Here is a 13,163-nt window from a genome sequence, read left to right as displayed (position 1 = left end):
CGGGGGCTGCCCGCGGCCCCGCCACCTCTTTGTCTTACGGCATCGGGTTTTTCACCCGAACGCGACTACTTGCCGCGCTTGGCCGGAGCCTTCTTGGCCGGAGCCTTCTTGGCTGCGGTCTTGGCCGGAGCCTTCTTGGCGGGAGCCTTCTTGGCCGGAGCCTTGGCTGCGGTCTTGGCCGGAGCCTTCTTGGCGGGAGCCTTGGTGGCAACCGTCTTCTTGGCTGCGGTCTTGGCCGGAGCCTTCTTGGCGGGAGCCTTGGCGGCAACCGTCTTCTTGGCTGCGGTCTTGGCCGGAGCCTTCTTGGCGGGAGCCTTGGCGGCAACCGTCTTCTTGGCTGCGGTCTTGGCCGGAGCCTTCTTAGCCGGAGCCTTCTTGGCTGCGGTCTTCTTGGCAGCAGCCTTCTTGGCTGCAGCCTTGGTGGCCGGTGCTGCTACGCCACGCTTGACTGCCGGGCCGGTGGCCGGAAGCTTCTGTCCACCAGCGATAACAGCCTTGAACTGCGCACCCGGACGGAAAGCCGGAACCGACGTCGGCTTGACCTTGACGGTCTCGCCCGTACGCGGGTTGCGTGCAACACGTGCTGCACGACGACGCTGCTCGAAGACTCCGAAGCCGGTGATGGTCACGCTCTCGCCACGGTGGACGGCGCGGACGATGGTGTCCACGACGTGCTCCACTGCGTCGGTCGCTGTGCGCCTGTCCGAACCCAGCTTTTCAGTCAGAACATCGATGAGCTCTGCCTTGTTCATTGAAATTCCTCCGCTAATTGTGGTCCACCGTCGGACCGACTGAGAACCACGGTAAACCTGATAACGGCAAGAGTCTATGTGCCACGCCAATTCTCATTCAACGTGACTGCGAAATGGTGACCTATTTCTCTTCCCGCGCGGAGTTGCGGATTTCGGTTCAGCCCTGCGAAATTCGAGCCGGAAGGGTAGTCGGTTTCCATGAAGGCCTTGACTTTTCGAACTCGGAAATCGCTTCTACCTGCCGCAATGTCAGTCCGATGTCGTCGAGACCCTCCAGCAGACGCCACCGTGTGTAGTCGTCAATATTGAACGGCACCACCGTAGTTCCGGCGCTCACGGTCCGATTCTCGAGATCTACTGTCAATTCCAGTCCGGGCTGCTCTTCGAGCAACTTCCAGAGCAATTCGACGTCGCTCTGCTCGACCTGTGCCGCTACGAGACCGGCTTTTCCGGCGTTCCCGCGGAAGATGTCGGCGAACCGGGAAGCGATGACGACCCGAAATCCGAAGTCGGAGAGAGCCCACACGGCATGCTCACGCGAAGAGCCCGTGCCGAAATCGGGACCGGCTACGAGGACACTTCCCTTGTCGTACGGAGCCAGATTGAGAATGAAGTTGGGGTCGGTGCGCCAGCCTGCAAACAGCCCGTCCTCGAATCCCGTGCGCGTCACCCGTTTCAGGTACACGGCAGGGATGATCTGATCGGTATCGACATTCGAGCGTCGCAGCGGGACGCCGATACCCTTGTGCGTGGTAAAGGATTCCATCGAAATTCTCCTCGAGATGGTAAGTGGGTCAGACCAGATCGGCCGGTGCCGAGAGCGTTCCGCGGACCGCAGTGGCAGCCGCGACGAGCGGGGAAACCAGATGGGTCCGACCGCCTTTACCCTGTCGGCCTTCGAAATTCCGGTTGGACGTCGATGCCGAACGCTCGCCGGGAGCAAGCTGGTCAGGGTTCATTCCCAAGCACATCGAGCAACCGGCCTGGCGCCATTCGGCCCCTGCCGCCGTGAAGATTTCACCGAGACCTTCACTTTCGGCTTGAGCACGCACCCGCATCGAGCCGGGAACGATGAGCATCCGAACGCCCTCTGCCACATGGCGACCCTCGAGCACCTCGGCCACCGCGCGCAAATCTTCGATGCGTCCGTTGGTGCACGAACCGACGAAGACGGTGTCGACAGCAACATCCCGAAGCGCCATGCCGGCGTCGAGACCCATGTAGGTGAGCGCCTTCTCGGCAGCCTGACGCTCGCTCTCGTCGACGATCAGTTCCGGATCGGGAACACGGTCACCGAGCGGTGCACCCTGTCCCGGATTGGTTCCCCACGTGACAAAAGGTGTCAATGCGCTTGCGTCGATGTGGACCTCGTTGTCGAATTCGGCGCCCTCGTCGGTCTTGAGCAACTCCCACGCGGCGACGGCTTCGTCCCACTCTGCGCCCGACGGTGCATGCGGACGGCCCTTGATGAACTCGTAAGTGGTCTCGTCCGGTGCGATCATGCCCGCACGGGCTCCGGCCTCGATCGACATGTTGCAGATGGTCATACGGGCTTCCATCGACAGTTTGCGAATGGCCTCGCCGCGGTACTCCAGGACGTAGCCCTGGCCGCCGCCGGTGCCGATCTTGGCGATGACTGCCAGGATCAAGTCCTTGCTCGTGACGCCAGGAGGCAGCTCGCCGTCGACCGTGATCGCCATGGTCTTGAAGGGGCGCAACGACAATGTCTGCGTCGCCATCACGTGCTCGACCTCGCTGGTGCCGATTCCCATTGCGAGCGCACCGAATGCGCCGTGCGTCGACGTATGACTGTCGCCGCACACCACGGTGGTTCCCGGCTGAGTCAGGCCGAGCTGCGGTCCGACCACATGCACGATGCCCTGATCGAGATCGCCCATGCGGTGCAAGCGAACTCCGAACTCCTCGCAATTTCGGCGCAAGGTGTCGACCTGAGTCTTGGACACGGGATCGGCGATCGGCTTGTCGATGTCGATCGTCGGAACATTGTGGTCCTCGGTGGCGATCGTCAGGTCGGGACGGCGCAACGGGCGTCCGGCCAAGCGAAGTCCGTCGAATGCCTGCGGGCTCGTCACTTCGTGAACGAGGTGGAGATCGATGTAGATGAGGTCGGGATCCTGCCCCTCCCCTTTCACGACAACGTGGTCGTCCCACACCTTCTCGGCGAGAGTGCGTGCTTTCTGTGCCATGTCTTCCACCTCTGTACGTAGCCTCGCGTCGGCGGACTACGGGCTGGCCCGCCGCGCGTGAAGTAGGTCCCCAGCCCTCGCAGCAGATGCAGACTGCCCCTAGGAAATGCACTAGCCCTTCAGCAAATGCGCTAGTCCACCAGGAAATGCGCTATCATCCCACTATGCGAGAAACTGGTATCGACCTATGAGACAGCATAGCGGCATCGGCGTCCTGGACAAAGCAATGGGCGTGCTTCATGCAGTAGCTGAGGAACCATGCAGCCTCACCGAACTCTGTGCACGAACCGGTTTGCCGCGCGCAACCGCCCATAGACTCGCCGTCGGCCTCGAAGTCCACCGACTCCTCACCCGCGACTCGGACGGTCAGTGGTGCCCGGGGCCCGGACTCGCCGAACTCGCTGCCACCGCTAATGATCCACTCATTGCGGCGGCCGGACTCATCCTCCCCCGCCTTCGCGAAATCACCGGCGAAAGCGTCCAGCTGTACCGCCGAGAAGGCACACAACGCATCTGCGTCGCATCGATGGAACCTCCGACAGGTTTGCGCGACACGGTTCTCGTCGGGGCCCGGCTGCCGATGAATGCCGGATCCGGCGCCAAGGTCCTTCTCGCATGGGCAGATCCACAAACCCAACGGACCGTTCTCGCCGATGCGTCGTTCGGCGAACGAGTGCTCCTCGAGGTGCGTCGGCGCGGCTGGGCACAGAGCGCAGCCGAACGTGAGCCGGGTGTCGCCAGCGTCGCGGCTCCCGTCCGCGACTCCGCAGGTACTGTCATTGCCGCGATTTCGGTCTCCGGCCCCATCGACCGGATGGGTCGGCGACCGGGAGCGCGCTGGGCCGCCGACCTTCTCGCAGCTGCCGAAGCGCTCCACAAGCGTCTGTAATTCGTGACAGAGTAAGGTCTTCAGATCCTCGAGCACGTAGGAGTACGACGCGACCATGGCAGGAAAGCAGCGTAGTCAGATCACGATGACCGAGGCCGAAATTTCGAGCTTCGTCGAAAAGAGCCGCACGGCAACGATGGCGACGTTGAGCGCAGACGGAATGCCTCACCTGATCGCGATGTGGTTCGCGATAGTCGACGGCGAAATCTGGTTCGAGACCAAAGCCAAGTCGCAGAAGGCCGTCAATCTTCGCCGGGACGCCCGTATGTCGGTGCTGATCGAAGACGGCCTGACGTACGACACGCTCCGAGGGGTCTCGATGGAAGGCACGGGAGTGATCGTCGAGGATCCCGATGCCCTCTTCGCCGTGGGAATCAGCGTCTGGGAGCGATACACCGGCCCGTACACCGACGATGTCCGCCCGGCCGTCGACGCGATGCTCCACAAACGCGTCGCGGTACGGTTCGTTCCCGATCGAACTCGTTCGTGGGACCACCGCAAGCTCGGGATGCCTGCGATGCCTCTATCCGGCTCTACCGCACCGCCGCCGCAGCCCCGAGATTCGTGAGCAACAAAATCACGAGCATTCGAATTCGGGCCGGCGTAGTTTCACCAACAGGCCCAACAACAAGGAGTGAGCATATGAGCGATCTCGACAGCAACACCCCGTCCGAATCCGAATCCCAATCGGAGGAGACCAAACGAAAGTTCCGTGAGGCCCTCGAACGGAAGAATCATCAGAACGCAAAATCGACCGACCATCGCGACGGACAGTCCAAGGTCCACAACACGCATGGCCCTGCCGATCACAAGCGAGAGTTCCGCCGCAAGAGCGGATAGCCTTTAGCGGACGACAGAGTGAGATAACGATCACCCCCAGTCGAATTCGATTGGGGGTGATTGCTTTTCGTGACCCGATGAAAGTTTCCTGGACATACGAAAAGACCCTCCGATCGATGATCGAAGGGTCTTTCCTTTGTAGCCCCGACGGGATTCGAACCCGCGCTACCGCCTTGAGAGGGCGGCGTCCTAGGCCGCTAGACGACGGGGCCAGAACACGCTTTTAACCGTGGTATTTCAGTCTTGCTCTTGGATGCTCAGCAAGCTTAGCTTGTCTGAGTCCGGCCACAAAATCGACCGGATTTCCGCTGGGGTACCAGGACTCGAACCTAGAATGGCGGTACCAGAAACCGCTGTGTTGCCAATTACACCATACCCCAAGGTCTTGCTCACCAGCCTTACCCGATCCGCTTCGCTGTTGTGCTCGGCGGCTCGTCTCCGGCCGAAAAGAAGATTACCAGTACCCCTGCCCCAAACACCAAATCGTATGGTCACGGGAGGTTTTTGCTTCATTTTCGGCCGGAAGACCGCCCAATCTAAGCGGTTACGGCTGCCCTACCTGCTCGCAGCCGCGCGAGAGAGACGTCCCGACCGAGCAATTCCATCGACTCGTAGAGCGGAGGGCTGATGTGAGAGCCCGTGATCGCCACTCGCACCGGGGCGAAGGCCTTACGCGGCTTGAGCTCCAGATCCTCGATGAGGGCTTTCTTGAGAGCTTCCTCGATGCTTGCCGCCGTCCACTCCGAGACACCGTCGAGCGCAGCAAGCGATGCGTCCAGAACCGGTCCCGCATCTTCCTTCAGGTTCTTTGCCGCTGCAGCCGGATCGAGGGCAAACGACGCCTCGTCGACGAACAGGAACTTCAGCAGATCCCACGCGTCGGACAGAACGACGATGCGCGTCTGCACGAGGTCCGCAGCAACAGTGAACGTCGCCTCGTCGACGTCGGCGCCGATGTGGCCATGCTCCACCAGGAACGACTTCAGTCGGGCCGCAAAGTCGGCCGGCTCGAGCAAGCGAATGTGCTCGGCGTTGATCGCGTCGGCCTTCTTCTGGTCGAAGCGCGCGGGGTTGGAGTTGACCTTGGAGACGTCGAAGGCCGCCACCATCTCGTCGAGCGAGAAGACGTCGTGATCGTCGGCGATGCTCCACCCGAGCAGAGCCAGATAATTCAGCAGTCCCTCGGGAATGAAGCCCCGATCACGGTGAATAAAGAGGTTGGACTCGGGATCGCGCTTGGAAAGCTTCTTGTTGCCCTGACCCATCACGAACGGCAGGTGCCCGAACGACGGTGTGAAATCGGCAACACCGATGCGGATCAATGCCTCGTACAACGCGAGCTGACGAGGAGTCGAGGACAGCAGGTCCTCACCGCGTAGTACGTGGGTGATCTTCATCAACGCGTCGTCGACCGGGTTGACCAGCGTGTACAGCGGAATGCCGTTGCCGCGAGTCAACGCGAAGTCCGGAACGGTGCCTGCTTTGAACGTGGTCTCGCCGCGGACCAGGTCGTTCCATGTCAGGTCGTGATCGGGCATCCGGAGTCGGACGACGGGCTTGCGACCCTCGGCAATGTAGGCGGCGCGCTGCTCTTCGCTGAGGTCGCGATCGAAATTGTCGTATCCGAGCTTCGGATCGCGGCCGGCAGCCTTGTGCCGTGCTTCCACTTCTTCGTTGGTCGAGTACGACTCGTAGGCCTCACCCGCGGCAAGCAGCTTGGTTACGACGTCGAGATGCAGGTCACGACGCTCGGACTGGCGATACGGCGCGTGCGGCCCACCGACCTCCGGGCCCTCGTCCCAGTTGAGCCCCAACCAGCGGAGGGCGTCGAGGATGGCCTGGTAGGACTCTTCACTGTCGCGCTGCGCATCGGTGTCTTCGATACGGAACACGAACGTGCCGCCGTGGTGTCGTGCGAATGCCCAGTTGAACAAGGCGGTGCGCACCAAACCTACGTGCGGGGTTCCGGTGGGTGACGGGCAGAAACGGACGCGTACTTCGCTGTTGGTCATGGCTCACTTGGCTCGGCGATGGTGGATGGTCGTACTACAGGTTAGTCCGGTAGCGCTTCCTCCATCCCCCGATCACCTACCCGGTAGGACGTTGATTCTCGTCATGTCACCGTCGTAGTAGGCGAGTAGTCGCTTGTCCATGACCTTTCGCCACAGCGGTGGCACCCACGCGCACACGATCATGACCGCGTAACCCGCAGGAAGTTGCGGCGCTTCGTCCGCGCTGCGCAGGCTCTGATACCGCAGACGCGGATTCGCGTGATGGTCGCTGTGGCGTTGAAGCTGATAGAGGAAGAGGTTGCTGACCACGTGGTCACTGTTCCAGCTGTCCTCTGGTGAGCAGCGAACGTACGAGCCGTCAGGCCTCTTTGCGCGAAGCAATCCGTAATGCTCGATATAGTTGGCGGTCTCGAGGAACGTGAATCCCGCAATCGCCTGAACGGCCAGCCACGGAGCGATTTCCCACCCGAACAGCGCAATCAGGCCGCCGAACAGAACAACGCTCATCGCCCACGCGTTCAAGATGTTGTTCCGACAGCTCCAGGTTCGCCGTCCTTGACGCTTCAGTCGAGCGCTTTCGATCCGCCATCCCGAGCGCAGACCGCCGACGACACTGCGAGGCAGGAAGAACCAGAAATTCTCCTTGTAGCGCGAACTGGCCGGATCCTCCGGCGTCGCGACGCGGACGTGGTGACCATGGTTGTGTTCGACGTAGAAATGGCCGTAGAAGGACTGCGCCAGCGCTAGTTTCGCGAGCCACTTCTCGAGCTTCTCACTCTTGTGCCCCAGTTCATGTGCCGCATTGATCCCCACACCGGCAACAACACCGGCGGTCATCGCGAGAGCGAACTTCTCCCCCGCAGCCATCGGCGCGTTCACCCAGCACCACGCGACGAACACGAGACCGAGGTATTGAAGTGGCAGGAACAAGTACGTGCACCAGCGGTAGAAACGATCCTCCTGCAGATGTGGAATCGCTTCGTCCGGAGGACTGTTCCCGTCCTCGCCTGCCAGGAGATCAATCAGAGGAATGACGATGACGATCAGCCACGCCCCGATGGCCCAGAAGAGCCCCAGGCTGAACTTGTCGACCAGGAACCAGGCAGCAAAGGGACTGAGAGGCACCAGCAAACCCAACGGCCACAGGTAGCGCTTCTTGTCTCGCCACACCGGCCGCTGCCCGTTTCGTGCTTCCCCTGTCGCTGACCGGGAGGCTTCCGCGAAGGTCGTCATGTATCACCACGTTTCTGCGCAATCCACTCGATTGCCCCATCGGCTTCTATCCAGTTATCGGTCACCTTACTGCTCAGCGTTACATTTCAGGGAATCTGGTCTGTTACGGGCCGTGGCAGCAAACCGAGGGGCGAACCCTCCCAACCTGACCAATTCAGACATAACGCCAGGAGGATCAGTGGCGAAGCTTCGCCTGGCTCACAAAACTCGCAGGTCAGTCCCAGGGACTGATCACCTCGATCCGAAAGGTAATCCCCATCAATCCCCCGGCGATAGTTACTATCCTGCAACTTTTCTTCGACAGACACCTCTCGACTCACCCCACGACGGAGGCCCCATCCAGTTGGGATGGGGCCTCCGTAGTCACATGACTGAAAGAACCGGGTCAGATCACTTCTTGGCGGTCACCGGGTTGGTGAGCGTGCCGATCCCTGAGACCGTGACCGACACCGAATCACCGTCGACGATCGGGCCCACTCCGGCGGGGGTGCCGGTGAGGATGACGTCGCCGGGCAGGAGGGTCATCACCGCCGAGATCCACTCGATGATCTTCGGAATGTCGTGAAGTAGGAATGCGGTGCTGCTGTCCTGCTTGACCTGACCGTTCACCTCGGTCTTGATGTCGACGTCGGACGCATCCAGGCTGGTCTCGATCCACGGACCGAGTGGGCAGAAGGTGTCGTGCCCCTTCGCGCGCGTCCACTGCCCGTCGTGACGCTGATGATCTCGTGCCGACACGTCGTTGGCGATCGTGTAGCCGAGAACCACGCTCAACGCCTTTGCCGCCGGAACGTCCTTGCACGGTTGACCGATGACTACCGCGAGTTCACCCTCGAAGTGCACCTCGTTGGAGGTGGGAGGCAAGACGATCGGGGCACCCGGGCCGACGATGGACGTATTGGGCTTGAGGAAGATCACGGGATCCGCGGGGGCCTCGCCGCCCATCTCCGCGATGTGATCTGCATAATTCTTGCCGATGCAGATCACCTTGCTGGCGAGAATCGGAGCCAGCAGACGAACATCGGCGAGCGGCCAACTTCGGCCGGTAAATGTGGGGTTCCCGAACGGGTGCTCCGCAATTTCCTTGGCAACGAGGGCATCCTCTTCACCTTCGATACTGACGAACGCAACACCATCGGGACTGGCAATTCGACCAAGACGCATGCCGGCCAGTCTATCGGGGTGTCGGAAACGATTGACGCGCGCAAGCCGAAAGGCTTACGCGCGTCAGTCTCGTGAAAGAAATCCTTACAACGCTGCGGTGATCCGGTCGCCGATCTCCGTGGTGGAGATGGGGCCTTCGCCGCGGGTAGCCAGGTCAGCAGCGACCACAGCCTCCACCCGAGCGGCGTCGTCCTCGCGCCCGAGATGGCGAAGAAGCAGTGCGGCCGAGAGGATCGCGGCGGTGGGATCTGCGATTCCCTTGCCGGCGATGTCCGGGGCACTACCGTGAACGGGCTCGAACATCGAGGGGTTGGCCCCCGACGCGTCGATGTTTCCGCTTGCGGCCAAACCGATTCCACCGGTCACCGCGCCGGCGAGATCGGTGATGATGTCACCGAAGAGGTTGTCCGTGACGATCACGTCGAAGCGCGACGGGTCGGTGACCATGTAGATCGTGGCCGCGTCGATGTGGCAATACGCGGTTTCGACGTCCGGGAACTCGGCGCCGACGGTCTCGATTGCACGCGTCCAGATTGCGCCCGCGTTGGAGAGCACGTTGGTCTTGTGAATCAAGGTGAGGTGCTTGGACCGGGTCTGCGCCAAGGCAAATGCGTAACGCACCACGCGCTCGGCACCGAACCAGGTGTTGATCGACACCTCGGTCGCGATCTCGTGATCGGTACCGACGCGGATCGCTCCACCGTTTCCGGTGTACGGACCCTCGGTTCCTTCACGAACGACGACGAAATCGATCTCCGGCTGAGCCGCCAACGGCGACAACGCACCCGGATACAGCTGTGCGGGGCGAAGATTCACGTGATGATCGAGCTGGAAACGCATGTTCAGCAGCAGACCACGCTCGAGGATGCCGGGTGCGACGATCCGCGGATCCCCGATGGCGCCCAACAGGATTGCGTCGTGCTGACGAATCTGGTCCAGCTCGTCGGCCGGAAGCAGCTCGCCGGTGGCGTTGTAGCGACGGGCACCGAGATCGTATTCGGTGGTTTCCAGATCCGGAACCAACTTGCCGAGCACCTTGAGCGCTTCGGCTGTGACCTCGACGCCGATTCCGTCACCCGGAATGACCGCAAGCTTCATGGAGTCCTCATCTCAGTAGAACTGTGCGCCTTTATTAACCGCAGGCGGTCAACAAAGGCGCACAGCAAAAACAAATCAGGAAAGGTCGACCTGGGCGACGCGAGCGTCGAGCTGCGAGACGATTGCGTCGACCTCGGTGTCACCGACGACGCGGTCGACGCGCAGGATAACCGTTGCGCCTTCGCCTTCGGCGTCCTGGCTCAACGCTGCGGCGAGAATATCGACGCTCGCGTTACCGAGAACCGTGCCGAGCACACCGAGAACGCCCGGACGATCGCTGTAGTGAACGACGATGTTGTGACCCTCGGCGCGCAGGTCGAAGCTGCGTCCGTTGATGTTGACGATCTTCTCGACCTGCTGCAGGCCGGTGAGTGCGCCCGTGACCGACGTGACCGTGCCGTCGGCGGCAACTGCACGAACCTCGACCGCGCTGCGGTGAGCAAGAGCCTCGGAGTGCTTCTCGACCGACACGGTCACGCCGCGCTGCTCGGCAAGTGCCGGAGCGTTGACGAACGTGACAGCCTCGTCGCTGCTGGCGGAGAACACGCCGCGCAGTGCAGCCAGGCCGAGGATGTCGACGGTCTCGGCCGACAGCTCGCCGGTGGCGACAACCTGCACGGTCTGAACTGCCTCGGGCGACAGCGTCGCAGCGAGGAGACCGAGCTTGCGGACGAGCTCGAGCCACGGAGCAACTTCTTCGCCGACGGGGCCGCCGGAGACGTTGACGGCCTCGGGAACGAATTCGCCTGCCAGAGCAAGGAGAACACTCTTCGCCACGTCGATGCCTGCGCGGTCCTGAGCCTCGGACGTCGATGCACCGAGGTGCGGGGTGACAACGACGTTGTCGAGACCGAAGAGCTTGGAATCGGTGCACGGCTCGGTGCTGAACACATCGAGGCCGGCGCCGCGAACCTTGCCGGAGACCAATGCGTCGTAGAGCGCATCTTCGTCGATCAGACCACCGCGTGCGGCGTTGACGATGATGACGCCGTCCTTGGCCTTGGCGAGACGCTCGGCGTTGATCAGGCCGGCCGTTTCCTTGGTCTTGGGCAGGTGCACGGAGATGAAGTCGGCGCGCTCTACGAGCTCGTCGATGGTGACCAGTTCGATGCCGAGCTGCGCTGCGCGCGCTGCGGGCAGGTAGGGGTCGTACGCGATGATCGTGGTCTCGAACGCAGCGAGACGCTGCGCGAAGAGCTGGCCGATGCGGCCGAGTCCGACGACACCGACGGTCTTGCCGAGGATCTCGACACCGTTGAACTTGCTTCGCTTCCAGGTGTTCTCACGCAGGGTCTTGTCTGCTGCGGGAATCTGGCGAGCGGTCGACATGAGGAGCGCGACAGCGTGCTCGGCAGCGGAGTGAATGTTGGAGGTCGGTGCGTTGACGACCATCACGCCGCGCTCGGTGGCTGCGGGGATCTCGACGTTGTCCAGGCCGACACCGGCGCGGCCGATGATCTTCAGCTTGGTGCCGGCAGCCAGAACCTCGGCGTCGACGGTGGTGGCGGAACGGACGAGAATCGCGTCGGCCTCGGGTACCGCGGCGAGCAGCGCCGGGCGGTCGGGTCCGTCGACCCAACGCACCTCCACACCGTCACCGAGCGCCTCGACTGTGGACGGCGCGAGCTTGTCGGCGATCAGAACAACGGGACGGCCAGGCTGGCTCACGTGCAAACTCCCTGATTAGGTGGGCGTGAAGGTGGTTTAACCACCGACAGTTTAGTGCGCGCTGACTTCGAATCCACAACGCGGTAGGCAATACCACATAGTGGACACTTTCGCGGGCAAATTCTCGATGCAATATGAATCCGGGCTCAATCAGCCCGGAAAACAACTCCGGCCCAATGCCGCGCTGGTTCAACGGAATTGAACCGGCGCGGCATCAGGCCAGTGGAGACGTGGAGCGTGAAACTGCGAATTACGCGGTTTCGGTGATCGGACGATCGACCCAGCTCATCAGGTCGCGCAGCTTCTTGCCGGTGACCTCGATGGGGTGCTCGGCATTTGCCTTGCGCAGGCCCTCGAGCTCGGTGTTGCCGTTCTCGACGTTGGCAACCAGACGACGGGTGAACTCGCCGGACTGGATGTCGGCCAGGATCGCCTTCATGCGCTCCTTGGTGTCGGCGTCGATGACGCGCGGTCCGGAGAGGTATCCACCGAACTCAGCGGTGTCGGACACCGAGTAGTTCATGCGTGCGATGCCACCCTCGTACATGAGGTCGACGATGAGCTTGAGCTCGTGCAGAACCTCGAAGTACGCCATCTCGGGTGCGTAGCCGGCCTCGACCATGACCTCGAAACCGGTCTTGACCAGTTCCTCGGTGCCGCCGCACAGCACGGCCTGCTCGCCGAAGAGGTCCGTCTCGGTCTCTTCCTTGAACGTGGTCTTGATGACGCCTGCGCGGGTTCCGCCGATACCCTTGGCGTAGGACAGAGCGAGAGCCTGGCCTTCGCCCTTGGGATCCTGGTCGATGGCGATGAGCGCGGGAACGCCCTTGCCGTCGACGAACTGACGACGCACCAGGTGGCCGGGTCCCTTAGGGGCGACCATGCCGACGGTGACGAACTCCGGAGCCTTGATCAGGTCGAAGTGAATGTTCAGGCCGTGACCGAAGAACAGCGCGTCGCCGTCCTTGAGGTTCGGCTCGATGTCGTTGGTGAAAATGCTCGCCTGAGCGGTGTCAGGTGCGAGCACCATGATGACGTCGGCCCACTCCGAAACCTCGGCCGGCGTACCGACTGTCAGGCCCTGCTCCTGCGCCTTCTCACGCGACTTCGAGCCTTCCTTGAGGCCGATGCGCACATCGACGCCCGAGTCACGCAGGCTCAACGAATGGGCGTGGCCCTGGCTTCCGTAGCCGATCACAGCAACCTTGCGGCCCTGAATGATCGACAGATCGGCATCGTCGTCGTAGAACATCTCGACTGCCACAGTTCTCAACCTCTCCTTGGATTTTTACGTGTCTAA

Annotated in this window: 12 protein-coding genes and 2 tRNA genes; 3 read left to right on the top strand and 11 right to left on the bottom strand. The window is 62.0% G+C overall.

Annotated features, from left to right (window positions below; all coding sequences use genetic code 11):
- Positions 1 to 65 precede the first annotated feature (65 nt).
- The 3 genes from ACSW29_RS13015 to leuC form a co-directional block, all read right to left on the bottom strand.
- Positions 66 to 752, bottom strand: a complete 687-nt coding sequence (locus ACSW29_RS13015; RefSeq protein WP_387404952.1) for an HU family DNA-binding protein — start codon at positions 750 to 752, stop codon at positions 66 to 68.
- Positions 753 to 909: 157 nt separating this feature from the next.
- Positions 910 to 1,518, bottom strand: coding sequence for a 3-isopropylmalate dehydratase small subunit (gene leuD, locus ACSW29_RS13010; protein WP_019747937.1), 609 nt, complete (start codon positions 1,516 to 1,518; stop codon positions 910 to 912).
- 28 nt (positions 1,519 to 1,546) lie between these two features.
- Positions 1,547 to 2,968: a 3-isopropylmalate dehydratase large subunit gene (leuC, locus tag ACSW29_RS13005; protein ID WP_019747936.1), complete on the bottom strand. Its 1,422-nt coding sequence runs from the start codon at positions 2,966 to 2,968 to the stop codon at positions 1,547 to 1,549.
- A 178-nt stretch (positions 2,969 to 3,146) separates the two neighbouring features.
- On the opposite strand from leuC, the gene ACSW29_RS13000 reads away from it, so the two are divergent.
- From ACSW29_RS13000 to ACSW29_RS12990, 3 genes are all read left to right on the top strand, one after another.
- Positions 3,147 to 3,848 (top strand): IclR family transcriptional regulator, encoded by a 702-nt coding sequence (locus ACSW29_RS13000; protein ID WP_230812834.1) that lies wholly within the window; start codon positions 3,147 to 3,149, stop codon positions 3,846 to 3,848.
- Positions 3,849 to 3,903: 55 nt separating this feature from the next.
- Entirely contained in the window at positions 3,904 to 4,416 is a 513-nt protein-coding gene (locus ACSW29_RS12995) for a pyridoxamine 5'-phosphate oxidase family protein (RefSeq protein ID WP_230812831.1), read from the top strand.
- A gap of 74 nt (positions 4,417 to 4,490) precedes the next feature.
- Positions 4,491 to 4,688, top strand: a complete 198-nt coding sequence (locus ACSW29_RS12990) for a DUF5302 domain-containing protein (protein WP_095969209.1) — start codon at positions 4,491 to 4,493, stop codon at positions 4,686 to 4,688.
- A 139-nt stretch (positions 4,689 to 4,827) separates the two neighbouring features.
- On the opposite strand, the gene ACSW29_RS12985 is transcribed toward ACSW29_RS12990, so the two are convergent.
- From ACSW29_RS12985 to ilvC, 8 genes are all read right to left on the bottom strand, one after another.
- Positions 4,828 to 4,900, bottom strand: a tRNA-Glu gene (locus ACSW29_RS12985).
- A 96-nt stretch (positions 4,901 to 4,996) separates the two neighbouring features.
- Positions 4,997 to 5,068 (bottom strand) — tRNA-Gln (locus tag ACSW29_RS12980).
- A 156-nt stretch (positions 5,069 to 5,224) separates the two neighbouring features.
- Positions 5,225 to 6,700 carry a glutamate--tRNA ligase gene (gltX, locus tag ACSW29_RS12975; protein ID WP_347872159.1) on the bottom strand — a complete coding sequence of 492 codons (1,476 nt, stop codon included), beginning with the start codon at positions 6,698 to 6,700 and terminating at the stop codon, positions 5,225 to 5,227.
- A 72-nt stretch (positions 6,701 to 6,772) separates the two neighbouring features.
- Positions 6,773 to 7,933 carry an alkane 1-monooxygenase gene (locus ACSW29_RS12970; RefSeq protein WP_448277382.1) on the bottom strand — a complete coding sequence of 387 codons (1,161 nt, stop codon included), beginning with the start codon at positions 7,931 to 7,933 and terminating at the stop codon, positions 6,773 to 6,775.
- Between the two features lie 390 nt (positions 7,934 to 8,323).
- A complete protein-coding gene (locus ACSW29_RS12965) occupies positions 8,324 to 9,097 on the bottom strand; it encodes a fumarylacetoacetate hydrolase family protein (protein ID WP_095969206.1) in 774 nt (257 codons plus the stop codon).
- An 84-nt stretch (positions 9,098 to 9,181) separates the two neighbouring features.
- On the bottom strand, positions 9,182 to 10,195 hold the full coding sequence (locus ACSW29_RS12960; protein WP_448277381.1) for a 3-isopropylmalate dehydrogenase: 1,014 nt from the start codon (positions 10,193 to 10,195) through the stop codon (positions 9,182 to 9,184).
- 75 nt (positions 10,196 to 10,270) lie between these two features.
- Positions 10,271 to 11,863 (bottom strand): phosphoglycerate dehydrogenase, encoded by a 1,593-nt coding sequence (serA, locus tag ACSW29_RS12955; RefSeq protein ID WP_230812823.1) that lies wholly within the window; start codon positions 11,861 to 11,863, stop codon positions 10,271 to 10,273.
- 250 nt (positions 11,864 to 12,113) lie between these two features.
- Complete coding sequence (gene ilvC, locus ACSW29_RS12950) at positions 12,114 to 13,115, bottom strand: ketol-acid reductoisomerase (protein WP_172436500.1); 1,002 nt, start codon at positions 13,113 to 13,115, stop codon at positions 12,114 to 12,116.
- Between the last annotated feature and the right edge of the window lie 48 nt (positions 13,116 to 13,163).

Source organism: Rhodococcus sp. GB-02 (genome assembly GCF_053470465.1).
The sequence above is the reverse complement of the archived record's forward strand: the minus strand, read 5'-3'. Positions and strand labels throughout refer to the sequence as shown.

Coding starts and splice junctions, on each gene's coding strand:
- ACSW29_RS12990 (WP_095969209.1), top strand. CDS start 4,491: ATGAGCGATCTCGACAGCAACACCCCGTCCGAATCCGAATCCCAATCG.
- ACSW29_RS12960 (WP_448277381.1), bottom strand. CDS start 10,195: ATGAAGCTTGCGGTCATTCCGGGTGACGGAATCGGCGTCGAGGTCACA.
- ACSW29_RS13000 (WP_230812834.1), top strand. CDS start 3,147: ATGAGACAGCATAGCGGCATCGGCGTCCTGGACAAAGCAATGGGCGTG.
- ilvC (WP_172436500.1), bottom strand. CDS start 13,115: ATGTTCTACGACGACGATGCCGATCTGTCGATCATTCAGGGCCGCAAG.
- ACSW29_RS12995 (WP_230812831.1), top strand. CDS start 3,904: ATGGCAGGAAAGCAGCGTAGTCAGATCACGATGACCGAGGCCGAAATT.
- leuD (WP_019747937.1), bottom strand. CDS start 1,518: ATGGAATCCTTTACCACGCACAAGGGTATCGGCGTCCCGCTGCGACGC.
- ACSW29_RS13015 (WP_387404952.1), bottom strand. CDS start 752: ATGAACAAGGCAGAGCTCATCGATGTTCTGACTGAAAAGCTGGGTTCG.
- ACSW29_RS12970 (WP_448277382.1), bottom strand. CDS start 7,933: ATGACGACCTTCGCGGAAGCCTCCCGGTCAGCGACAGGGGAAGCACGA.
- gltX (WP_347872159.1), bottom strand. CDS start 6,700: ATGACCAACAGCGAAGTACGCGTCCGTTTCTGCCCGTCACCCACCGGA.
- ACSW29_RS12965 (WP_095969206.1), bottom strand. CDS start 9,097: ATGCGTCTTGGTCGAATTGCCAGTCCCGATGGTGTTGCGTTCGTCAGT.